We start from the raw sequence: 20,027 nt of genomic DNA on the forward strand, positions 1-20,027 counted from the left end.
TGATGAAATGACGATCAAAAAAGCATTCACAATCGCGGGTTCTGATTCGGGCGGCGGAGCTGGCATTCAGGCAGATTTGAAAACCTTTCAGGAGCTCGGTGTGTACGGAATGTCTGCGATCACAGCGATTACAGCACAAAACACACTTGGCGTTCACGGTATATACCCTCTTTCAATCGAGGCGTTAAAAAGTCAAATAGATGCAGTCGCAGAAGACTTGCTGCCAGATGCCGTCAAAACAGGAATGCTGTGGAGTGCCGAAATGATCAATACGGTTGCTGAAAAAACGGTTCAATATGAGATGAAGCTGATTGTCGATCCAGTCATGATCGCAAAGGGAGGGGCTTCTTTATTAAATGAAGATGCGGTCTCTGCGTTGAAAACACACTTGCTGCCTGTCAGCTATGCCGTAACGCCGAATCTTCCTGAGGCAGAAGTGCTGACAGGCATGCGCATTCAGACAAAAGAGGATCGCTATCTAGCAGCGGAACGTCTATATGAGCTTGGTACGAAACATGTCGTGATCAAAGGGGGACACGGCCCCTCTGGCGGTATGATAACAGATCTGTTGTATGATGGAAAAGGCTTTATAGAAGTCACAAACGAACATATTGATACCCCACATACACATGGCACAGGCTGCACGTTTGCAGCGGCATTAACAGCTGAAATTGCGAAAGGATACTCCATGAGAGAGGCTTTTGAAACAGCAGAAACCTTTGTCCATGAAGCCATCAAATTCCCTTTGAATATTGGAGCTGGACATGGACCTACCAACCATTTTGCTTATCAGCAAAACAGGCTCAAACGATAAGAGAATCGAACCGTCTTCACTTGCGAGGACGGTTTTTTGATGAAAAAGAAACTTTCTTTCAGCGGAAATTGTCATTCTCTCATGATCTGTGATAATATTATGATCAGGTACTAATACTATGTCTTGAAAAAATAGGAGGCTTTATTACATATGAACTTTTCTTTAGAAGGCCGTAATATCGTGGTGATGGGTGTTGCCAATAAACGAAGCATCGCTTGGGGAATTGCCCGCTCACTTCACGAAGCTGGAGCTCGTTTGATTTTTACTTATGTTGGAGATCGTCTTGCTGAATCTGTAAAAGAACTTGCAAGCACACTTGAGCGCAATGATTCAATCATTCTTCCATGTGACGTGACAAGTGACGAAGAGATTGAAAAATGTTTCGCTACAATTAAAGAAAAAGTACAAGTCATTCATGGCGTTGCGCATGCGATTGCATTTGCAAACAAAGAAGAGCTTGTCGGTGAATACTTAAACACGAACCGTGAAGGTTTCCTTTTGGCGCACAACATTAGTGCATACTCATTAACAGCTGTAGCAAAAGCAGCACGTCCATTGATGACAGAAGGTGGAAGCATCGTCACGCTTACATACCTAGGAGGAGAGCGTGTGGTATCTAACTACAACGTAATGGGTGTAGCGAAAGCAGCACTTGAAGCAAGTGTGAAATACTTAGCAGCTGATTTAGGCGCAGAAGGTATCCGTGTGAACAGTATTTCTGCTGGTCCAATTCGTACGCTGTCTGCAAAAGGCATCAGCGGCTTTAATACAATCCTGAAGGATATTGAAGAACGTGCACCGCTTCGCCGTACAACGACTCCTGAAGAAGTTGGCGATACAGCTCTATTCTTATTCAGTGATCTATCACGCGGCATGACAGGTGAGAATCTGCATGTTGATTCTGGCTTCCATATCATTGCCCGCTAAACGAATCATTGACTTGCAGCATACCAAAGATGGGTATGCTGTTTTTTTATTTTTCTTCTGATTTGAGACATCCGCTCATATATATAAGGAATGAATCATTCGGGAGGGATTAGTATGTCAAATAAAGGTGATGAGAACCAGAAGCCGCTTATGTATATTGTTCAGCCGAGCTATGATGAATCAATGCCGGCCATGCAAAATATCGTGAGAAAGCGAAAGAAATCAGAAAAACCGCAAGAAAGTCATCAGAGTGCAAAAGACGTGATCGAAGAAAGTACGCACGAGGAACCCGTGGCTCAAGAAATAGAGAAGAAAAAAGAAGTCGGGCCGCCTGAACTTCAGCAAGAACAAGACATCACACAAGAAGCAGAACTTGTACAAGAACAAGACATCACACAAGAAGCAGAACTTGCACAAGAACAAGACATCACACAAGAAGCAGAGCTTACACAAGAACAAGACATCACACAAGAACCAGAACTTATACAAGAACGAAAACCCCAGCGAAAAGAGGAAAAGCCGCCAGAAGGTGTATTTCATGAAACAAAAGAAGAACCTAGAAGAAAACGAGTGAAAAAGCCTTTAAGTCAGATGAGTATTGACGAAAAAGTCGATTTTCTCACAAGCCTGCCTCATAATATGCCAAGAGCCCTTTGCCTGATTGAAGCTGATGGTAAAACATATAGAGGAATTATCATGGATCGAAAAGAAGATCTAGTGGTCATTCGAACAGCGGGCGGGGGAAATCCAGTTGAATTAGCAATAGATGAAATTTCCTCGATTCATCCGCTTGGCTTTTAACGAATAAAAAAAGTCCCATAGAGGGACTTTTTTTGTTAGCAGTTACGGTTGATGAGTCGTGGATTTAAGCACTCGATTGCGCAGAAGCAGTCAAGATCTACTTCAATGCAATACTTCGATTTTTCTAATCGGAACACATCACATAAGGAATCTTTATCTGTAAAATCTAAAATATGACGGTCTTTGTCAAATGCAATAAGCAAGCTGAGTGTTGCGCAGTGATCACAGATGTGTTCGACTCTGAAAAATGCAGTGCTGAAGCAAGGACCTGCATCTACTTCTCCGACGTTTCCGAATGCGACGAATGGTTTTGATTTGGATGTAAAGAGAACAAACGGGACAGTGTCACCTAATGAATGGGATGTAGAAAGGAGATTGCTGTAACAGCTGGTCGGGCAATCTTCTTCGACGGCACTTTGTAAGTCGTTAATATTTTCAACAGCCTCTGCTACACAGCTCCATGAATGTTTGCGGCTCATATTCAACCCTCCTATACTAGGAAATTTGTTTGAGTGTTTGAGCACTGTCATCATCTACAAGCTTTTTTGTTTTGCCAGTTGATACATCTACTTTCAATCAATGCGGAAGCGGCAGCTCTTATGCTGACTGCTCCGCATGATTGGCTGTCATTCGTAAGGAAGGGGATGCTTTGACTCATGACAAGTTAGGTCAACGGACGATTGGTTTAGCCGTGGTGATGATGCTTTTTATCTTTCGATGGCATGACTCTGTCGACAAGCTCTGGGTTTAAACATTGGATCGCGCAGAAGCAGTTTAGATCAACCTCAATACAAAAGTCCGTTTTTTCTAGACCAAAGAAGTCAGGGTCACAAGGGTGACACACGCTTAGCGTATGTCCGTGTACATCAACAGGTCTTAATACAGATAACGTAGCACAGCAGTCGTGTAATTTTTCAACCCGGAAGAAAATGGATTCGAAGCATTGGCAATCGTCAACAAATCCTCCAATGTTTCCGAAAGTAGAAAACAATCCGCCCTTTTTATCAAAAATTAAAAACGGAATTGTATCTTTTCCAGAAACTGTCGGGCTTAATAAATTACTGTAGCAGCTCGTAGGACATTTATCTTCTACAGCTTCCTGCTCTGCTAAAATCTTTTCAACCGCATCGCATACACAGTTTTCATCATGTCGGCCATGGTGTTTTCCGCAGCTCATGGATTTCAGCTCCTTTAACAAGGTATTTGACTTTAGTCCTTAACAACATATGTATGCGCCCTCTAGTTGGTGTGGGTAAATGACTATTTATATTTGTTGTATTTTTATAAAAGGAAAAGCAGAGCTTTTCGCTCTGCTTTTGGACATTAGAGGATACCAATTGCAACGATTGTCGCAACAAGTGTTTGAGTAAGTGTTTGAATCGCGATCGAGATATCCGCATCGATTGTCGATACTGTAACGTTTCTTGAATTTTCGATGACAAGTTTCTGGCGGTTTGTTTGTTTGTGAGTAGCGGCTTGTAAAAGATCTTGTGTGACGCGGTCAGCCAGATCACCGTCTGCGATTGAGATATTTGTAATGGTGATGATCGCTGTTTGAACAGCTACTTGGATAGATGCTGCAACCTGTGCATCAACAGAAGAGACGTTAATGTCACAAGAGTCTCTGACGATAATGACTTCCTCAGATGTCTGCTTTGTAAAACTCAATTGATCAAAGTCTTGCAAGACATCTTCATCATCATAATAGTGGCCATCACAAACTGCTTTTCTTTCATAGTTGTAATCGCCGTGGTGTCCGTGGTGTCCGTGGTGTCCGTGGTGTGTACAGTTACGATCTAGAGCGACCCAAGAATATGGTTTAGAATCCATTTCTATTCCTCCTTCCGTTTACTTTATTAAATGCTGGAATGCGTGGTTTTGTCTCGGGCATTTACCCTAGCAGGCAACCCATTTTTATTTAATCGTTATTACGCTGCGCATCACGGCGCTGCTGAATACGATCTCGAAGTGAATTTCGTTTTGGACGTACTTTTGGTTCAGGCTGTACTTCTTCCGGATGTTTTGCTGCCTCAGCCTGCCTTTTTTTCTCCTGCTGCTGTTCTACGAAATCATTTGCTTTCTTTTGCAAGTCCTCCACTAATTTCAAAATCATTCTTCTTTGATCATCTGAGATATTTGCTTTCTGATCATCTGTGATATTGTTTTTGTTTAACACATCACTTACAAGAAGACTCGTTAATGGATCAACATCAGTATTGATTTGAAACTCCTTTTTTTCGTTCTCTTCAGCCACGATGATTTCACCTCTTTCATACGTCATGTTAGAAAAGAAAGGGTCAAAGAATGCCGGCTTCAACTAAGAGTACATTCAATGTTTGAGTGAGAATTTGGACGGAGTTCATAATGGATGCATCTGATAATGTAATCGTAATGTTATAGCAGTTGATGATTTGAATCACAGTTTTCTTTTGGACTGTCACTTGTTGTGTGGATAAAAGCTGATCTGTGATGTCTGCAGCCAATTCATCGTCTGGTACAAGAAGTTGAATTAAAAGAGTAATGATTGTCGTTACGGTCGCTTGAAGGGAGAGTGCAGCTGTTACATCTGTTTTATGAATTGTGACATTTTCGGAATCTTTGATCTCAATGAAATCATCATAATTGCTGATTAATTCGTTTAACAGTTGTGTGTATAATAAATCAGCACTTTCTTCAATAGACAATACTTTCACTCCTTTCTTATCTATACATTATTTAATGCAGCAGAGGCTCAAGGTGGAATCGGAAAGCGTGAAAAAGTACAACCCAATTTTATTTCCGCTCGATTCATCATGGCGGTCTTTCTTTTTGCATATATAAAGAAAGGACGCAAAAAAGAAGAAAAAAGGAGGTGGAGGCTCCTGAGTGGTGCTTTGTCATTTGTCGTGTTTGCCCTCGCATCCTTTAGACTGACGAGGCTGATTGTGATTGATACCATTACTGCTCCTTTCCGCCGTTTATTTCATGAAGAACAGGAAGAGGTCAATGAACAAGGTGAAGTGGAGACATATATCATCATTAAAGGTAAAGGGCTGCGGTCTTGGATAGGAGAGCTGTTAAGCTGTTATTGGTGTACTGGCATGTGGTGCACTGCTGCTTTACTTCTGATATACATACTATTTCCTGTCATCAGCATGTGGCTTAATTTACTATTAGCAATTGCCGCGGCAGCAGGCATTATTGAAGCGATCGTCTCAAAGCTGGTGAAATAAACAGGCATACTGATCAGACACGCTTTCAAAAAATGCATATACTATCATGGAATAGGAAAGGAAGGGTTGCGATGAAACCAACTGAAACACCGTCACATATGCTTCAAGGTTATCCAGCGCAGTCAAATCAACAATCTGTTTATACGAAGAAAATCAAAAAAGCAGATTGCGGTTGTGGAAAGAAAAAGAAACCTCAATAGAAGAAAAAACAAAAGCCGGATTTATCCGGTTTTTTTGTTGCCCTTTTTTTGAGTGATGCATATGTAAGAGAGAAGGGGTGACCAGAATGGATGCATTCGAACAATTAATCGGCTCCTTGTTCACTAAACCTCATGATGGAAAAGAACAAGCGCACGAAAAGGGTGAAATGGATCTAGCGGATAAAGCGAATGATCTTGAGCAGCACTTAAAGGTATTTGGCGAGAAGATGGATGCTTTTGCGAAAGAAACAGAAGCATTCATGATGCGTCATGGAGAGGCAGATTACGTCTTTAAACAGCAGAAATAAAAATTCCGCACTTTTTTATGTGATCGTCCAAACCATTTGTAGTATTTTTCATATTTTGTAAGGGAGAAGAGGAGGTGCTTATATATGAGTTGTTACGGTTACGGTGGCGGTTCTTGCGGCGGCTACGGCGGAGGTTATGGCGGCGGATATGGATCAACATTTGTTCTTGTCGTCGTGCTTTTCATCCTTCTAATCATCGTTGGTGCTTCTTTCTTTAACTAAACAGTAAGAAGGTGAGGGAAGCAATGGGGGAGCCTTTTGCTTTCCTTTCTCTTTGGGCAAACAAGGCTTTAGGATAGGCACATATCTCGCCTATTTTCATATAGTAAGGTGATTACTCCACAAAGAGGAGGCAAATGAATGGATAATAAATTCTTTAAAAGCGTTGAAAATAAAACGGGTGTGAATATGAATGATGTTTTTAAGCTTGCAGGTTCTTTGCAAAATGCCAACTTTAAAGATGAAGCAACGGTTCGAGGCGTCATTAAAAAAGTAGCGCAGCTTGCGAATAAGCGTGTACCTAAAGAAATGGAAGACAAAATCGTTCAATCGATTACAAGTGGAAAAGAAAAGCTTGATTTCAATACAATCGCTAAAATGATGAACAACAAAAAATAAACAACAGGCTCTCCGCTTAAAGGGGGGCCTGTTGTTTTTCTGTGAATAATTCTCGGTTTTTCTTTAGTAGGGGATACAAAAAGCGCGAGCGATGAGCGGTTTTTCCTCGCCTAAATGATGGAACAGATAGATAAAGAGATTGTTCAGCTCTTGTCATGGCCACGTATAATAAACGGCGTTCTTCTTCTAGGGCTTCTTCATCACCGTTTCTTAGTTCATCGAGTGAGAAATCATGAGGCAGTGCTCCGTCGACCACGCAAGTGATGTACACCGTTTGGAATTCAAGTCCCTTTGCGCGGTGAATCGTCATGAGCTGAACACCTGGTTCGTCTGTTTTTTCCTTTTCGGCAGATTTCATATGTTCGGCATGTGCGAGAAAGGCTTCAATCGTTTCAAAGCGTTTGGCGGCGGTTTTTACATCTCGTACATCATCCGCCCCTTTTTCAAGCACATTCGTATCGTTCACTCGTTTTTTTAAGTAATCACCAAGTCCCATCTTTTGTTCAATAAACGTCACAGCGTCAGACGGCTTTAACGTTCGTAACGTGCGGAACAGAGGAACAATGGATTGCAGCTTTTTCCGTTGAAACGGCTGAATATCTGTTAGTTTTCCGAGTGCGTCTACCATTGAACAATCTTCCGTGATGGTCAGTGCCTTCATCGTGTTCAAGGTCTGCTGCTTTAAAAAGAAAACCGGAAGCAGCTGTTTCATAGCAGCCACATCATCGGCATCCTGACTTAAAGAGAGAAAGGCGAGAAGAACCCGAACAATTCGTCTGCTGTAGAAGGCTTTGACACCAGCCTCCGTCTCATACGGAATCGCGGATTGATGCAGACGCTCATAAATCGCGCGGCCTCCTGTATTGGTGCGAAAGAGTACGCAGATATCATTCGGCTTTGCGCCGTTTTTAATTTTCTCCTGAATATCTGCCACGATCATGGTTGCTTCCTCTTCCTCGTCATATGGATAAAAGAGCGTAGGCGGGATTGTCTCCGCACGGACAGCTTTTAACGTTTTTTCATAACGATGTTGATTTTTCTTAATAATGGCATCCGCACTTGCGACAATCGTATGATGCGACCGGTAATTCGCATGTAAATGGACGATTTGAGCCGAAGGATAGTCCCGTTTGAATTCAAGAATGAAAGCAGGATTGCTGCCCCTAAAGGCATAAATGGCTTGATCATCATCACCTACACAAAATAGCTGCTCAGATTCTCCAGCTAAAAGCTGAATCAATTGATATTGAACTGGATTAATATCCTGAAATTCATCCACTAAAATATACTTGAACCGTTCTTGATATCGTTTCAGCAGTTCAGGCTGTTCTGTCAGCATGTGCAAGCAGGCGATTGCCATGTCATCAAAGTCAAATTGCTGATTGTCTCGTTTTTGCTGTTCATAAGATTGATAGATCGTCCACATGTGTTTTTCCTTTTCATCCTTCAAATCAGGAAGCTCGCCTGGTAAAAAAGCATTTTTCCAAAAGCCGATCGATTGCAGTACTTGATCGGTAGGGTAGTCTTTTTCATCAAGTCCTTCATTTATGATGGCTTTCCGAATGTACTGTTCCTTCTGCCAGTCAAACTTGATCAGGTGCTGGCCGTTCCATTTGCTTGCATCGTCATGAAGCAGCATTTTATAAAAAAGACTGTGGAAGGTGCCTGTCACCACTTGACTTGCTTGTGATGGGTGAAGCTGGTATTGCTTGCGCAGTCTTTCTTTCATTTCACTGCTAGCTTTTGTGGTGAAAGTCACGAGTAAGATATGGTGAGCAGGAATATGATGATGTGACATGAGATATGCCGCTCTAGCTGTCAAGACTCTTGTTTTTCCGCTGCCAGCGCCAGCCAGCACCAGCATTGGACCTTCTTTATGTGTGACAGCTTGAAGCTGCGGTGTGCTAAAGGTAATATGCGGAAAGAGCTCGATGGTATGTGCTTGTTCATTCTCTTCTAAATGTAACGCATCGCTAAATTGAATCGACCTTGGTTCCTGCCAGTCATATGATTCATTCGTTTGCGAGATGATCTGTTTACCTGTTGGAAAACGGAAGCCCCCAAGTTCTTTATAGGAAGCACTTTCCTCTTGCTCTGCATTTTTTTTCTGATCTTCTTGTTCTTCTGCTTGTTCACACATCTCTTGCTGCGTCATATGTTTATGAATAAAGGCAGGTTCTTCATGTATATTTAATCTGAAAAAGACTGGTTGTCCGCAATATGGGCAGGATAAGTGCCCTTTTTTTCCCTCGTCATGGAGGAATTGATAATGTTCTCTCGAATACGTATGTAATGAGATCGTTCGATCATGTCGTCGTGCGCATTTCAAAGCTAGTCCTCCAATAGTTAATCAATCTTAAAAAGAAACACATCTAATCATATCAAATGAGACGTGTTTCAAACAGTCATAATTAGGGAATAGTAGAGTAGAAGAGAAGCAAAGGAGGCGTTCTTGATGGGATATATAGCCCCGATTCAGCCGGATCTGTATTTTCAATATATCAATCGTCCTGCTCCTCAGGATAAAGAAGACTACGCGAAAGTAACAAAGGTTACTCGCACCTTTCATGACAAGGTATACAGAGAGCTGGAGAAAAAAGAGGACTTAGTGACAGAAGCAGAAACGAAAGTACAGCAAAAAAAGCGGGAACGTTTTGTACGAGATATGTTTATGGAAGAAGGCAAAGGCGTTCATATTAATGCGTATATATAAATGATTACGCTTTCTTCCCTTGACGAACGATGATAAAGAAAAGCCAGGGCATCATGGATGCTCTGGCTTTTTCTTTTGGTCAAACAGATAGTGTTTTTGTCATTTTGACATGTGTGATCCCTGCTTCTTCAAACGGTTCAGAAACGGCTTTGTAGCCTTTCTTTTCGTAGAAAGGAAGAGCTTGGACTTGTGCGTGCATAACCGCTTCCTTCGCTCCATTAGCAATGGCTTCTGTTTCCAGCGCTTCTAATAGTTTGTGGCCAAGGCCGAAAGCGCGCGCCTCTTTTAACACACAAATTCGTTCCAGCTTTGCCTTTGGCCCTTCAATGATCCGCAGTCTAGCGGCTGCTTGAGGCTTCATTTCATCATTATAAATGACAAAATGAATGGCCTCGTCCTCTAGTTCATCTATTTCAATCTCTAACGGGACTTCTTGTTCTTTTACGAACACTTCTTTTCGAACGTAGTATGCATCTTCTCGTTGTGTTTGTGCTGTTGCGATGACTGTTTTCAAATGTCTTTAACCCTCTTCTCCTAAAATAAATGTTTCATAGACGGTCCAAGATCCGTTCTCTAACTGATATAAAAGGTGGAATCGATCCACGGTTTCTTCATGGTCAATCTTTCTCAGCTTTAATGTACCAAGTACGTCTGAATGCTCATCATCTGATAGTTTTTGAGCTACTGTCACATGCGGAACAAAAGCATATTCAGGTGTGCCAGCAAGTGGATCTGCGTACAACCTTTCATTGAGCGCCATGATTTCCTCGTTCGGTTCTACTTTCATATAAATGACGTTGTTTACAGGAGCGAATGAACTGAATTTTTTAATACGTAACGTAATAGGAGAAGCATTTTTTGCATACTCTCTTAACGTTGAGACGACCTCAGCCGCTTCTAGATCCGTTAATTCAAAAGGTGTTCTTAATGTTAAATGAGGCGGTATAAGTGCATAGTTCGGATCATAACGCTTCCGGTAAGAGTTCGCAATATCTTGCAATTTTTTTGATGGAAATATAACAACTCCGTATTTCATCATGTTCCCTCCTGAATAAGAAAGTATTTATTATTGTTTATTATAACAAAATTCAGTTGATTAACGAATATGGGAGCATTTTTTTTAACGAAGGCGCAATGAGTGGCTGCCAAAACGTCCATTTATGATCCCCTTCGAATGTCTCAAATAAATAATCCGCACCTGACTGTTCAAGAAGCGCCTTTAAATCTTCATTCGGCTGAATAAAATCAAGCACTTGGCCATCTGTCGTTTTCACAGCCGTTTCTTCCAGCCCAATTTGATGGATAATGGCATAAGGGGAAAGGGCTGTCGACTGTTTAACGGCTTCTAGGACTGAATCATCAACGTAAGGAGACTGCAAAATCAGCCCGCCAAATAAAGAAGGATAATCAATCGCTGTCATAAGGGAAATCGTAGCACCTAGCGAATCACCAATAAACGTGCGTCCTGAGCCAATTTGATAGGTTGGATAGTGCGTATCAATATAAGGGACAAGTTCATTTGCTAAAAAGCGTTTATACGCTTCAAACTTTGTGCCATCTGGATGATACGTATTCCGTCTTTCCGAGACATTTTCATAAGGGACACCAATGATAATCGAGCGTTCCATTTCTTTGTTTTGCATCAATTCTTCCGCCTGTCTGCCTATTTTGCCTAAGCGGAAATAATCATGACCATCTTGGGTAATGATGACATGATATGTATAAAGGGGGGAGTAATTGACTGGCAAATAGATCAAAAGGGTCATATCCGCCCCAAGTTCTTTTGAATGTAAGGTTTCTTCTTGAATAATGCCTGTTTTCTTCACCATAATCCATTCCTCCAGCTAACCAATTTCATCACAAAGTGAAACGTTTCCATTCATTGTAACATGAAAAACAGCGTTGTTCCTATATGCTAACATGCAATCCATTCAGTTGACATCGAATCTGTTATAAAATACAGAAAATTTTAATTAATTGGTCCGATTCCTCTTGAAAAATGAGATTTAATGCGTTACAGTATTAAGAATTAGAACAGACAGACAACACATTCTTATCGTGAGAGGTGGAGGGACTGGCCCTTTGAAACCTCAGCAACCGGTATGCATCACTTCATGTGATGTACCAAGGTGCTAAATCCAGCAAGCAGCTTTTTTGCTTGGAAGATAAGAGGAAGCGATTAAAACCCCTTCTTCTTATGAAGAAGGGGTTTTCTGTTTTGAAATCAGATTTTTACTTAGGATGGTGTCAAATGACAGAACATGTGGAAACGACATTAGCGCAAATTGGAAACCGCAGCGAAGAGGCGACTGGCACGGTCAGTCCCCCCGTTTATCTTTCAACAGCATACAGACATAGAGGCATAGGGGAATCAACTGGATTTGATTACATTCGAACGAAAAACCCAACAAGGCAGCTTGTAGAGGATGCGATTGCTTCACTCGAAGAAGGGACGGCCGGCTTTGCCTTCAGTTCGGGAATGGCTGCGATCCAAACGATCATGGCATTATTTGAAAGCGGAGATGAACTCATCGTCTCATCAGACCTATATGGCGGTACATACCGTTTGTTTGAAAACGAATGGAAAAAGTACGGCTTACGTTTTCTTTACGATGATTTTTCAGATGAAGACTGTTTACGTTCTAAAATCACGCCAAACACAAAAGCGGTCTTTATTGAAACGCCGACAAATCCACTTATGCAGGAAGCGGATATTCAAAAAATAGCGAAGATTGCAAAAGAATATGGCGCTTTGGTCGTTGTCGATAACACCTTTTACACACCCGTTTTGCAAAAGCCGATTACACTTGGAGCGGACATTGTCATCCATAGCGCAACCAAATATTTAGGCGGACACAATGACGTCCTTGCCGGTCTTGTGGTGACAAAAGGAGAGCAGCTGTCTGAAGACATGTTCCAGCATCAAAACGCAATTGGAGCCGTTTTATCTCCGTTTGACTCATGGCTTTTAATGAGAGGAATGAAAACACTGGCTCTTAGAATGCGCCAGCACGAGGCAAATGCGAAGGAGCTGGCAGAGTTTTTAAAGAAACAGCCAGAAATTCAAGATGTCCTTTACCCAGGCAAGGGAGGAATGCTGTCATTCCGTGTAGCCAAGGAGGACTGGGTCAATCCATTTTTGAAGCAGCTGAAAACGATCTGTTTTGCTGAAAGTCTTGGCGGAATCGAAAGCTTTATTACGTATCCTGCAACGCAAACGCATATGGATATCCCAGAGGAGATTCGCATTGCAAATGGCGTTTGTAACAAACTGCTCCGTTTCTCCGTTGGCATTGAGCACGTAGATGACCTGAAAGCAGACCTGAAACAGGCACTATCACAAGTGAAAGAGGAGGTACACGCCAAATGACCACACACGATTGGACACTCGAAACCCAACTCGTTCATAATGCGTTTAAAACAGATCGTTCAACAGGTGCAGTCAGTGTGCCAATTCAGCATGCATCCACATTCCATCAAAGCAGCTTCGATGAATTTGGTCAATATGACTACTCAAGATCGGGGACTCCTACACGTCAAGCATTAGAGGATACGATTGCGGCGCTAGAAGGAGGAACAAGAGGGCTTGCTTTTGCATCAGGCATGGCAGCCATCTCAACTGCTTTTCTTCTATTATCAAAGGGCGATCATGTCCTTGTCACAAGAGATGTGTACGGTGGTACATTTCGAATGATCACCCAAGTTCTTTCGCGATTTGGCATCGAGCATACCTTTGTGGACATGACCGATTTGAATGAAGTCAAAAGAGGCATTCAATCGAATACAAAAGTCATTTACATGGAAACACCGTCAAACCCGACTCTAGGTATTACGGATATTGGGAGCGTCGTCCAGCTTGCCAAAGAACATGACTGTCTGACATTCTTAGATAATACATTTTTAACACCTGCTCTTCAGCGTCCGCTGGACCTTGGCGTTGACGTAGTCCTGCACAGCGCAACGAAATTTTTGAGCGGTCACAGTGATGTACTGTCAGGCTTAGCTGTCGTGAAAGACGAGAAGCTGGGAGAAGAACTCTATTCGCTGCAAAACTCCTTCGGCGCGGTGCTTGGCGTGCAGGATTGCTGGCTTGTGTTAAGAGGGTTAAAAACCCTTCAGGTCAGATTAGAAAAAGCAAGCCAAACGGCCTTCGAACTGGCCTCATTTCTCAAAGAGCATCCTGCGGTGAAAAAAGTGTACTATCCAGGCTTAGATGACCATCCAGGGGCGGACATTCAGCGAAAGCAGGCAAGCGGAGCAGGAGCTGTTCTTTCATTTGAATTAGAAAACCAAGCAGCTGTCAAAGAATTGGTGGATGCTGTCACATTACCTGTATTCGCCGTCAGCCTTGGCGCCGTCGAATCCATTCTGTCATACCCAGCCAAAATGTCACATGCCGCTATGCCAAAAGAAGAAAGAAAAAAAAGAGGGATTACAGATGGCCTGCTTCGATTAAGTGTAGGGGTCGAAAACGGAGAAGACCTCAAACGCGACTTCAAACAAGCACTAGACCAACTAAAGCCTGTTCTTGTCAACCAATCATAAAGGAGAGAAAAAAGCCGGTCCGGCTGCCGGCTTTTTGACCTTTTTTGAATAAAACCATTGACGACTGATCATGATGGTTATATAATAGAGACTGTCAGTAACAGAAAGCCCAGAACTGATACATAACCCGATTCCGTAGCTCAGCTGGGAGAGCGCTACCTTGACAGGGTAGAGGTCGCTGGTTCGAGCCCAGTCGGAATCATCGTTGAAACCCTTGTGTAGCAAGGGTTTTTTGTTATTTTGACAACGGATATTTGTTTTATTTCTTTTGAGAGGGGACGAATTGGGGACGAACTTTATCCACCAGATTGTTTCTCAGTATTTTTAGGATCAAAACGACTAAAGTGTTCGACTTACCATCTGGCATCGTTAAAGTGACCGAGCCTTTGACAAGGGGTGCTAGAGTAAAAGCTCTACAGGAAGCACTGTCTGCTGTATTTTTCTATCCTGAAAAGGAAGCCAAAAACAATGGGATAGACGGCTACTTTGGATCAAAAACAGAAAATGCGGTCCCAGCTCATGCATGGCTTAGCGCTGATGGTATCTATGGTCCGAAGACAAAAGCAGCTCTTCAAAAAGCATCGAAATAAGTAAATCCACTGTCCTTTATTGGATAGGGATTTTTTGTGTTTTAATAGGGAAAAAGTTGGTTATAAGGTTAGGTGAAACGTGATATGGTTGTAAAAAGAGGTAATATGATGACACTTAAAAAAGCGTTCAATATAGGTTATTTTGTTTTGCTTTTATCTTTTATTGTCGTATATTTCTTGCTTCCAGTCGATCAAATATTTACTGCAATCATCATCCTAACCGTACTATTTGGAGTATATCAATTTGTGATTTTCAAAAAACTAAAAGAACAAAAACAGCAATAAAAGACACCCTAGTCTGCATTAGAATGGGGCTATTTTTTTTCAACCAGTTCCACACATATACATTTTTCCTGGAGAACTTATTTCGTCCAGTTTTTTATTTTTACGTTTACTGTCCGAGAACATTTTTAAATGTCTCTTTCTCCATAAGTAACAAATGTCAGTGTCTGCACGTGTTCCCCAACGTGCGGAGAAGTAACCTGTTTTCATTTTCAATTGGATCATTACTTGAGCAGCGGCAGCAGCAATCCAGCCAACATAAGGAATATGGTTTGAAATTGCTGCTGCAATTACTCCCAGCTGCCTTTCCCTCTACTGTAACACGGTAATGATCATATTTGGACCACGCCCATTTCCCCTTTTGTTTTTGTGTTGTGAAATTATTATTCGCTAACTGTTCAAGAGAATTACTAACTTTATTCATTTGATTTTCTAATACAATGCTATTTGCAATCTTATTTACTTGTTCTTCAATTGCGGCTATTTCGTAAGATTTTAGTTAATTACTAGAAACAGAAATATTACCTGTCTCTTTGTTAGAGGTATAGGTGGTTGTTCCAAGTTCAGTTTTAAAAATTGTAGATTAATAGCTTTATGCACTTTTCGAATAAATTAAAAGAAGCCCTAATCTAGAAATAACAGAGGAAAGATAAACTGATAACGTTCAGGAGAATACACATTTGATAAAATATTTAGTGGAGGAGAGAAAGATATGAAGTCACTTTTACTAATTGGACAATCAAATATGGCGGGGCGCGGCTTCAAGCATGAAGTGCCTCCGATTTATAATGAAAGAATCATGATGCTGCGAAATGGTAGATGGCAAATGATGACTGAACCCATTCATTTTGATAGGCCGGTAGCTGGCGTAGGACTGGCGGCTTCCTTTGCGGAGGCTTGGTGCAAGGATCATGAAGGAGAGAAGATTGGTCTTATTCCATGTGCCGAAGGTGGCAGTTCCATTGATGAGTGGTCGCTAGACGGAGCATTATTTCGTCATGCAATAAATGAAGCTAAATTTGCAAAGGAAAATAGCGAATTGGTCGGGATATTATGGCATCAAGGAGAAAGTGACAGCCAAGATGGGAAATACAAAGAATACTATGAAAAAATACTAAGATTATTTCATGAACTAAGAACTGAATTATCTGTACCTAACATTCCGCTTTTAATAGGAGGTTTGGGCGATTACTTGGGAAAGGTGGCATTTGGCCCAGGGGGTGTGGAATATCAACGTATTAATGAGGAACTACAAAAATATGCACATCATAATGAAAATTGTTATTATGTTACTGCGAAAGGTCTTATATCTAACCCAGACGGAATTCACATCAATGCGATGTCCCAGAGAATATTTGGTATAAGGTACTATGAAGCATTTCGAAAAAAAGAACATATACATGAGCCATTACCAAATGAAAATGAGTTAGTCAATGAATGTCATAATAGAATGAATACCTCAGCGGAGAAAAAATACATAGCACTAGAAAAGTTCACGTTGGGCAAGATTACTTACGAAGAGTTGCTGGAGGCTTTATCGTAGGTTAAGCTTATGGTAGCCTTTGAATGAAACCGTTATAACTCATAGTTGTGATAGACAGAAACATAACATATCTCTTGAAAGGATGATTGTGGTGGTGAAAACAGATAAAGTCTCCTCCTGAATACATGAAATCACATTCAGGAGGAGATAAAAAATGTTTAAACAAATAGACGAAAATTACCCGCGAAAAGAGCACTTTCATCATTATATGACTCTAACCCGATGCTCATATAGCCTGGTGATCGATCTAGACATCACGACATTGTTTTCAATATTGAAAGAAAAAAAGTTAAAAGTATATCCTGTGCAAATTTATTTATTAGCAAGAGCTGTGCAAAAAATACCGGAGTTTCGAATGGATCAATTGAACGATGAACTTGGTTACTGGGAACTTCTCCATCCTAGTTATACGATTCTAAATAAAGAAACAAAGACATTTTCAAGTATTTGGACGCCTTATGACGAAAACTTTGCTCAGTTTTATAAAAGCTGTGTAGCGGACATTGAAACATTTAGCGAAAGCAGCAAACTATTTCCGAAACCTAATATGCCAGAAAACATGTTCAATATTTCAAGTCTGCCGTGGGTTGATTTTACTTCTTTTAACCTTAATGTATCTACAAATGAGACTTATTTACTGCCAATATTTACGATAGGCAAATTTAAAGTGGAAGAAGGAAAAGTCATTTTGCCCGTTGCGATTCAAGTACATCATGCTGTTTGTGATGGCTATCACGTCGGTCAATATGTGGAATATTTGAGGTGGCTTATAGAACATTGTGACGAGTGGTTAAATGATACAATGCAAATTACCTGAAGACAACAGGTACTCCCATGGAAATCTAGAAGATGAAGGCAGACTGAAATGAGTCTGCCTTTTTGTTTTGTGATGATCATGAAATGTGCCAAAGGTTTACGATGCTACATTTGTTCTTTTTGCGGTTTCTTTTCGGTGCTTTGTAAATTATTGTATGTGATAATAAATGTAATATAAGGGAGTCTAGTGGAAGGGGAATAAGGGATGGAGAAAGTTATTTCTTCACATGTAGGTGTGAAAATAAATGAATGGTATAAAATGATTCGGCAATTCAGTGTACCTGATGCAGAGATTTTGAAAGCTGAGGTAGAAAAAGAAATTGAATGGATGGAAGAGGATCAGGATTTACTGATTTATTATCAATTGATGTGCTTTCGCCACCAGCTTATGCTTGATTATATCAAACCTTCAGAGCAACGGTCTTTATCCATTGCAGACCTAGTGGATAAAATTGAAAATTCAAATCATAAATTATCCGGCATGTTGCATTATTATAACGCATTTTTTCATGGCATGTATGAGTTCAGTATAAAAGAATATGTACAGGCCATTCAATATTACAAGATCGCTGAGAGGCAGCTCGCACTGGTTGTAGATGATATTGAGCAAGCGGAGTTTCACTTCAAGGTGGCTGAAGCCTACTATATTATGAAACAAACGCATGTTTCTATGCATCACATCATAAAGGCGCTAGATATTTATAAAGAACATGAGCAGTATAAAGTTCGCCAAATTCAAAGTCTAATTGTCATTGCAGGAAATTATGATGATTTCAAAAGATATGAAAAGTCGTTGCAACACTCAAAAACTGCTTATTCAATTGCTGTGGGCGCAAACGATCAACGTTTAGTAGCAAAAACATTATTAAATATTGGTAATACATATGATAGGCAATCAAAATATACAGAGGCAATAAAGCATTATAGAGAAGTGTTAGATTTAATATCCTCAGAAAAAAATGACATAAAGCCAATCACTCTATTTAGTTTGTGTTGGTCGCTGTACAAGTCTAATCAAACTGATGAAGCAGATCTGCTAGTTGAAGATGGTCTTATGTATTCCTTAAAGGTAAATGATTCGCTAAGTGTGTTGTTATTTAAAGCATTAAAAGCGATTTATATGGATACTGATGAACAAGCGTTTAAAGAAGTGTTGGATATTTTTGAAGAAAAGAAACTACATGTCTATGTGGAAGCATTTGCTCAAAGTATCGGGTTATTTTATGAAAAAAAAGGGGACTTTGAAAAAGCTGCCGAATATTACAGAAAGGCTCTAAAGGCTCAAAATGATATTCAAAAAGGAGAATGTCTATATGATTATTAAAAGGGTACTATTCATATTAAGCATTGTATTATTGAGTGTATCAGCTGTAGAAACCTTGAAAACCATTGAAACAAAATCGATTCGAAATACAACAATGGAAGAACAACAAAAAACAAATCGAAACACGATTATGATCGACCAAAATGCAAAATCGCAAAACGTATAGGTGAAATGAAACAGACCTTAAGAGGTCTGTTTTCATTTTGGGAATGAATTCTTTTACGGATATCTTCTATCTAAATTAAACATGTGGATTTCCATTTGCTCTAAAGAAATAGTATGAACTGACCAATCTTCCCTTTGATTTATTGAAGATGCTAAATAAGCACCTTCCCAATCTGCATACTCGTCGAGTATAAGAAAAAACGCTTTTTTCATCACTTGCAGCTCCTTCAATTCGTTTTAAAATCAATCGCATCAAATGAGCGAATGAATAGTTGGTCAATATTATATTGAGATCAATAGATATGGAGAGGCATCCACTTTGAAATCATTCTGGGAAAAAGAAGAAGAGAGCCCTTTCACATTAGAAAAGATAGATGAGGAACAAATTCGTAAAATAGAGGCAACACTTGGCGTCACTTTACCTGATACATATAAAAAGCTCATTTTAGATTGGAACGGTGGTTTTACAGTTCGTAATGCTTTTCCAACCGAACGGCCAAATTCTTGGGCAGAGGATCATGTTCAATTTGACCATCTAAGAGGAATCGCAAAAGGTGTTGGAATTATGAACAGTCCCCAGTTAAGTGATGAATTGGATCTGCCTGAGGGACTTGTGATCATCAGCGGAGAAGAAGATACATGGATCGCAATGGATTATCGAAAAACGAAGGAACATCCTCCTATTCACTATTTCGATTTAGAGCTGGAAGTAGATTTTAAGCTGGCAGATACTTTCGATGATTTTATTGGGCAGTTATATACAGCTGAAGATGCGATGGTCGAAGTAGTAGAGATTGAGGAGGAAGCTTCGGATTTATATGTCAGTAAAGAAGAGCTTGAACACATATTTGATAGGCAGGACCTTCGTCAGCAGAATCTATTCAAAATGGCACATTATCCGATGGAAGAAACAGAAGAGATCGAATGGTTTTTCAATCGTATGAAACAATGCATCCAACAGATAAAAGATCAACATGTTTTGTATGAAGCAGCGACAACGATTCACTCCATCCTTCTGTTAAACCCGGATATGCCAAGGAATGACCGTATCAATCAAGAGTTGAAAGAAATAGCGGAGTTTCTAGAAAATAGTGGTGAGCCTAATACCGCTTTTTTGGGAGAAGACATTCATCCAGTGAAAAAACGATAGTGAAAGAATAAAAGCCCCT

The 20,027-nt window shown here is 40.6% G+C and carries 27 protein-coding genes, 1 tRNA gene, 1 pseudogene and 1 riboswitch; of the genes and pseudogenes, 19 read left to right on the forward strand and 10 right to left on the reverse strand.

Annotation, left to right across the window (positions count from 1 at the left end; genetic code table 11):
• Positions 1-7: 7 nt before the first annotated feature.
• The 3 genes from thiD (at position 8) to C6Y06_RS06720 (ending at position 2,542) form a co-directional block, all read left to right on the forward strand.
• On the forward strand, positions 8-814 hold the full coding sequence (thiD, locus tag C6Y06_RS06710) for a bifunctional hydroxymethylpyrimidine kinase/phosphomethylpyrimidine kinase (protein ID WP_066031030.1): 807 nt from the start codon (positions 8-10) through the stop codon (positions 812-814).
• Between the two features lie 150 nt (positions 815-964).
• A complete protein-coding gene (fabI, locus tag C6Y06_RS06715; RefSeq protein WP_034663198.1) occupies positions 965-1,741 on the forward strand; it encodes an enoyl-ACP reductase FabI in 777 nt (258 codons plus the stop codon).
• Between the two features lie 114 nt (positions 1,742-1,855).
• A complete protein-coding gene (locus C6Y06_RS06720) occupies positions 1,856-2,542 on the forward strand; it encodes a CotO family spore coat protein (RefSeq protein WP_106036701.1) in 687 nt (228 codons plus the stop codon).
• 35 nt (positions 2,543-2,577) lie between these two features.
• Here the strand turns inward: C6Y06_RS06720 and C6Y06_RS06725 are convergent, their stop codons facing one another.
• From C6Y06_RS06725 to C6Y06_RS06745, 5 genes are all read right to left on the reverse strand, one after another.
• Positions 2,578-3,021, reverse strand: coding sequence for a CotY/CotZ family spore coat protein (locus C6Y06_RS06725; RefSeq protein WP_034663193.1), 444 nt, complete (start codon positions 3,019-3,021; stop codon positions 2,578-2,580).
• Between the two features lie 206 nt (positions 3,022-3,227).
• On the reverse strand, positions 3,228-3,719 hold the full coding sequence (locus C6Y06_RS06730) for a CotY/CotZ family spore coat protein (RefSeq protein WP_060596022.1): 492 nt from the start codon (positions 3,717-3,719) through the stop codon (positions 3,228-3,230).
• Between the two features lie 146 nt (positions 3,720-3,865).
• Positions 3,866-4,372, reverse strand: a complete 507-nt coding sequence (locus C6Y06_RS06735; RefSeq protein ID WP_095285024.1) for a spore coat protein — start codon at positions 4,370-4,372, stop codon at positions 3,866-3,868.
• 88 nt (positions 4,373-4,460) lie between these two features.
• Positions 4,461-4,796, reverse strand: coding sequence for a spore coat protein (locus tag C6Y06_RS06740; RefSeq protein ID WP_066031768.1), 336 nt, complete (start codon positions 4,794-4,796; stop codon positions 4,461-4,463).
• Between the two features lie 43 nt (positions 4,797-4,839).
• Positions 4,840-5,226 carry a spore coat protein gene (locus C6Y06_RS06745; RefSeq protein WP_034663185.1) on the reverse strand — a complete coding sequence of 129 codons (387 nt, stop codon included), beginning with the start codon at positions 5,224-5,226 and terminating at the stop codon, positions 4,840-4,842.
• Positions 5,227-5,403: 177 nt separating this feature from the next.
• Between C6Y06_RS06745 and C6Y06_RS06750 the strand changes: the two genes are divergently transcribed.
• The 5 genes from C6Y06_RS06750 to spoVIF all read left to right on the forward strand — a co-directional run bounded on the left by C6Y06_RS06750 (position 5,404) and on the right by spoVIF (position 6,880).
• Complete coding sequence (locus tag C6Y06_RS06750; RefSeq protein WP_106036813.1) at positions 5,404-5,754, forward strand: DUF1360 domain-containing protein; 351 nt, start codon at positions 5,404-5,406, stop codon at positions 5,752-5,754.
• Between the two features lie 71 nt (positions 5,755-5,825).
• Positions 5,826-5,954 (forward strand): hypothetical protein, encoded by a 129-nt coding sequence (locus C6Y06_RS20435; protein ID WP_258182060.1) that lies wholly within the window; start codon positions 5,826-5,828, stop codon positions 5,952-5,954.
• An 86-nt stretch (positions 5,955-6,040) separates the two neighbouring features.
• The gene (locus tag C6Y06_RS06755) at positions 6,041-6,262 is read left to right on the forward strand and encodes a hypothetical protein (RefSeq protein ID WP_060596024.1); all 222 of its coding nucleotides are present in this window, start codon (positions 6,041-6,043) and stop codon (positions 6,260-6,262) included.
• Between the two features lie 84 nt (positions 6,263-6,346).
• Positions 6,347-6,484 carry a YjcZ family sporulation protein gene (locus tag C6Y06_RS06760; protein ID WP_003212017.1) on the forward strand — a complete coding sequence of 46 codons (138 nt, stop codon included), beginning with the start codon at positions 6,347-6,349 and terminating at the stop codon, positions 6,482-6,484.
• A gap of 138 nt (positions 6,485-6,622) precedes the next feature.
• Entirely contained in the window at positions 6,623-6,880 is a 258-nt protein-coding gene (gene spoVIF / locus C6Y06_RS06765; RefSeq protein ID WP_003212292.1) for a sporulation-specific transcription regulator SpoVIF, read from the forward strand.
• 16 nt (positions 6,881-6,896) lie between these two features.
• Here the strand turns inward: spoVIF and C6Y06_RS06770 are convergent, their stop codons facing one another.
• Positions 6,897-9,209, reverse strand: coding sequence for a UvrD-helicase domain-containing protein (locus C6Y06_RS06770; protein ID WP_106036702.1), 2,313 nt, complete (start codon positions 9,207-9,209; stop codon positions 6,897-6,899).
• A 126-nt stretch (positions 9,210-9,335) separates the two neighbouring features.
• Between C6Y06_RS06770 and C6Y06_RS06775 the strand changes: the two genes are divergently transcribed.
• Complete coding sequence (locus C6Y06_RS06775) at positions 9,336-9,593, forward strand: hypothetical protein (protein ID WP_034663177.1); 258 nt, start codon at positions 9,336-9,338, stop codon at positions 9,591-9,593.
• A 79-nt stretch (positions 9,594-9,672) separates the two neighbouring features.
• Here C6Y06_RS06775 and C6Y06_RS06780 read toward each other — a convergent pair whose 3' ends face one another.
• The 3 genes from C6Y06_RS06780 to C6Y06_RS06790 are packed head-to-tail and all read right to left on the reverse strand — an operon-like array spanning position 9,673 to position 11,422.
• Positions 9,673-10,107, reverse strand: coding sequence for a GNAT family N-acetyltransferase (locus C6Y06_RS06780; RefSeq protein ID WP_058014269.1), 435 nt, complete (start codon positions 10,105-10,107; stop codon positions 9,673-9,675).
• A 6-nt stretch (positions 10,108-10,113) separates the two neighbouring features.
• On the reverse strand, positions 10,114-10,629 hold the full coding sequence (locus C6Y06_RS06785; protein WP_034663172.1) for a YjcG family protein: 516 nt from the start codon (positions 10,627-10,629) through the stop codon (positions 10,114-10,116).
• A 52-nt stretch (positions 10,630-10,681) separates the two neighbouring features.
• Entirely contained in the window at positions 10,682-11,422 is a 741-nt protein-coding gene (locus C6Y06_RS06790) for an alpha/beta hydrolase (protein WP_106036703.1), read from the reverse strand.
• Between the two features lie 221 nt (positions 11,423-11,643).
• A riboswitch (SAM riboswitch) is annotated at positions 11,644-11,765 on the forward strand.
• 79 nt (positions 11,766-11,844) lie between these two features.
• Between C6Y06_RS06790 and C6Y06_RS06795 the strand changes: the two genes are divergently transcribed.
• The 9 genes from C6Y06_RS06795 to C6Y06_RS06835 all read left to right on the forward strand — a co-directional run bounded on the left by C6Y06_RS06795 (position 11,845) and on the right by C6Y06_RS06835 (position 18,859).
• Positions 11,845-12,963: a methionine biosynthesis PLP-dependent protein gene (locus C6Y06_RS06795; protein WP_106036704.1), complete on the forward strand. Its 1,119-nt coding sequence runs from the start codon at positions 11,845-11,847 to the stop codon at positions 12,961-12,963.
• The gene (metC, locus tag C6Y06_RS06800; RefSeq protein WP_106036705.1) at positions 12,960-14,138 is read left to right on the forward strand and encodes a cystathionine beta-lyase; all 1,179 of its coding nucleotides are present in this window, start codon (positions 12,960-12,962) and stop codon (positions 14,136-14,138) included. Before C6Y06_RS06795 ends, metC begins: the two co-directional genes overlap by 4 nt.
• A 129-nt stretch (positions 14,139-14,267) precedes the next feature.
• Positions 14,268-14,340 (forward strand) — tRNA-Val (locus tag C6Y06_RS06805).
• Positions 14,341-14,482: 142 nt separating this feature from the next.
• Entirely contained in the window at positions 14,483-14,728 is a 246-nt protein-coding gene (locus tag C6Y06_RS06810; protein ID WP_317615039.1) for a peptidoglycan-binding domain-containing protein, read from the forward strand.
• 84 nt (positions 14,729-14,812) lie between these two features.
• Entirely contained in the window at positions 14,813-15,013 is a 201-nt protein-coding gene (locus C6Y06_RS06815; RefSeq protein WP_106036707.1) for a hypothetical protein, read from the forward strand.
• Positions 15,014-15,722: 709 nt separating this feature from the next.
• Positions 15,723-16,553: a sialate O-acetylesterase gene (locus C6Y06_RS06820; protein ID WP_106031522.1), complete on the forward strand. Its 831-nt coding sequence runs from the start codon at positions 15,723-15,725 to the stop codon at positions 16,551-16,553.
• A gap of 154 nt (positions 16,554-16,707) precedes the next feature.
• Positions 16,708-17,370, forward strand: a complete 663-nt coding sequence (catA, locus tag C6Y06_RS06825) for a type A chloramphenicol O-acetyltransferase (RefSeq protein WP_066031020.1) — start codon at positions 16,708-16,710, stop codon at positions 17,368-17,370.
• Between the two features lie 204 nt (positions 17,371-17,574).
• Entirely contained in the window at positions 17,575-18,693 is a 1,119-nt protein-coding gene (locus tag C6Y06_RS06830) for a Rap family tetratricopeptide repeat protein (protein ID WP_106036708.1), read from the forward strand.
• On the forward strand, positions 18,683-18,859 hold the full coding sequence (locus tag C6Y06_RS06835; RefSeq protein ID WP_066031018.1) for a RapH phosphatase inhibitor: 177 nt from the start codon (positions 18,683-18,685) through the stop codon (positions 18,857-18,859). The genes C6Y06_RS06830 and C6Y06_RS06835 overlap by 11 nt, the downstream gene beginning before the upstream one ends.
• A 98-nt stretch (positions 18,860-18,957) precedes the next feature.
• Here C6Y06_RS06835 and C6Y06_RS06840 read toward each other — a convergent pair.
• A pseudogene (locus C6Y06_RS06840) lies at positions 18,958-19,071 on the reverse strand (glutamine amidotransferase); the annotation flags it as partial.
• Between the two features lie 106 nt (positions 19,072-19,177).
• On the opposite strand from C6Y06_RS06840, the gene C6Y06_RS06845 reads away from it, so the two are divergent.
• The gene (locus C6Y06_RS06845) at positions 19,178-20,008 is read left to right on the forward strand and encodes an SMI1/KNR4 family protein (RefSeq protein WP_106036709.1); all 831 of its coding nucleotides are present in this window, start codon (positions 19,178-19,180) and stop codon (positions 20,006-20,008) included.
• Positions 20,009-20,027 lie beyond the last annotated feature (19 nt).

The organism is Bacillus sp. MZGC1, assembly GCF_002998605.1.
Taxonomy (GTDB): domain Bacteria; phylum Bacillota; class Bacilli; order Bacillales; family Bacillaceae; genus Bacillus.

What these genes read in the sequence shown, in the direction of transcription:
- thiD (WP_066031030.1), top strand. Translation starts at nt 8, where the DNA reads ATGACGATCAAAAAAGCATTCACAATCGCGGGTTCTGATTCGGGCGGC.
- fabI (WP_034663198.1), top strand. Translation starts at nt 965, where the DNA reads ATGAACTTTTCTTTAGAAGGCCGTAATATCGTGGTGATGGGTGTTGCC.
- C6Y06_RS06720 (WP_106036701.1), top strand. Translation starts at nt 1,856, where the DNA reads ATGTCAAATAAAGGTGATGAGAACCAGAAGCCGCTTATGTATATTGTT.
- C6Y06_RS06725 (WP_034663193.1), bottom strand. Translation starts at nt 3,021, where the DNA reads ATGAGCCGCAAACATTCATGGAGCTGTGTAGCAGAGGCTGTTGAAAAT.
- C6Y06_RS06730 (WP_060596022.1), bottom strand. Translation starts at nt 3,719, where the DNA reads ATGAGCTGCGGAAAACACCATGGCCGACATGATGAAAACTGTGTATGC.
- C6Y06_RS06735 (WP_095285024.1), bottom strand. Translation starts at nt 4,372, where the DNA reads ATGGATTCTAAACCATATTCTTGGGTCGCTCTAGATCGTAACTGTACA.
- C6Y06_RS20435 (WP_258182060.1), top strand. Translation starts at nt 5,826, where the DNA reads ATGAAACCAACTGAAACACCGTCACATATGCTTCAAGGTTATCCAGCG.
- C6Y06_RS06755 (WP_060596024.1), top strand. Translation starts at nt 6,041, where the DNA reads ATGGATGCATTCGAACAATTAATCGGCTCCTTGTTCACTAAACCTCAT.
- C6Y06_RS06760 (WP_003212017.1), top strand. Translation starts at nt 6,347, where the DNA reads ATGAGTTGTTACGGTTACGGTGGCGGTTCTTGCGGCGGCTACGGCGGA.
- spoVIF (WP_003212292.1), top strand. Translation starts at nt 6,623, where the DNA reads ATGGATAATAAATTCTTTAAAAGCGTTGAAAATAAAACGGGTGTGAAT.
- C6Y06_RS06775 (WP_034663177.1), top strand. Translation starts at nt 9,336, where the DNA reads ATGGGATATATAGCCCCGATTCAGCCGGATCTGTATTTTCAATATATC.
- C6Y06_RS06785 (WP_034663172.1), bottom strand. Translation starts at nt 10,629, where the DNA reads ATGAAATACGGAGTTGTTATATTTCCATCAAAAAAATTGCAAGATATT.
- C6Y06_RS06790 (WP_106036703.1), bottom strand. Translation starts at nt 11,422, where the DNA reads ATGGTGAAGAAAACAGGCATTATTCAAGAAGAAACCTTACATTCAAAA.
- C6Y06_RS06795 (WP_106036704.1), top strand. Translation starts at nt 11,845, where the DNA reads ATGACAGAACATGTGGAAACGACATTAGCGCAAATTGGAAACCGCAGC.
- metC (WP_106036705.1), top strand. Translation starts at nt 12,960, where the DNA reads ATGACCACACACGATTGGACACTCGAAACCCAACTCGTTCATAATGCG.
- C6Y06_RS06815 (WP_106036707.1), top strand. Translation starts at nt 14,813, where the DNA reads ATGGTTGTAAAAAGAGGTAATATGATGACACTTAAAAAAGCGTTCAAT.
- C6Y06_RS06820 (WP_106031522.1), top strand. Translation starts at nt 15,723, where the DNA reads ATGAAGTCACTTTTACTAATTGGACAATCAAATATGGCGGGGCGCGGC.
- catA (WP_066031020.1), top strand. Translation starts at nt 16,708, where the DNA reads ATGTTTAAACAAATAGACGAAAATTACCCGCGAAAAGAGCACTTTCAT.
- C6Y06_RS06830 (WP_106036708.1), top strand. Translation starts at nt 17,575, where the DNA reads ATGGAGAAAGTTATTTCTTCACATGTAGGTGTGAAAATAAATGAATGG.
- C6Y06_RS06835 (WP_066031018.1), top strand. Translation starts at nt 18,683, where the DNA reads ATGATTATTAAAAGGGTACTATTCATATTAAGCATTGTATTATTGAGT.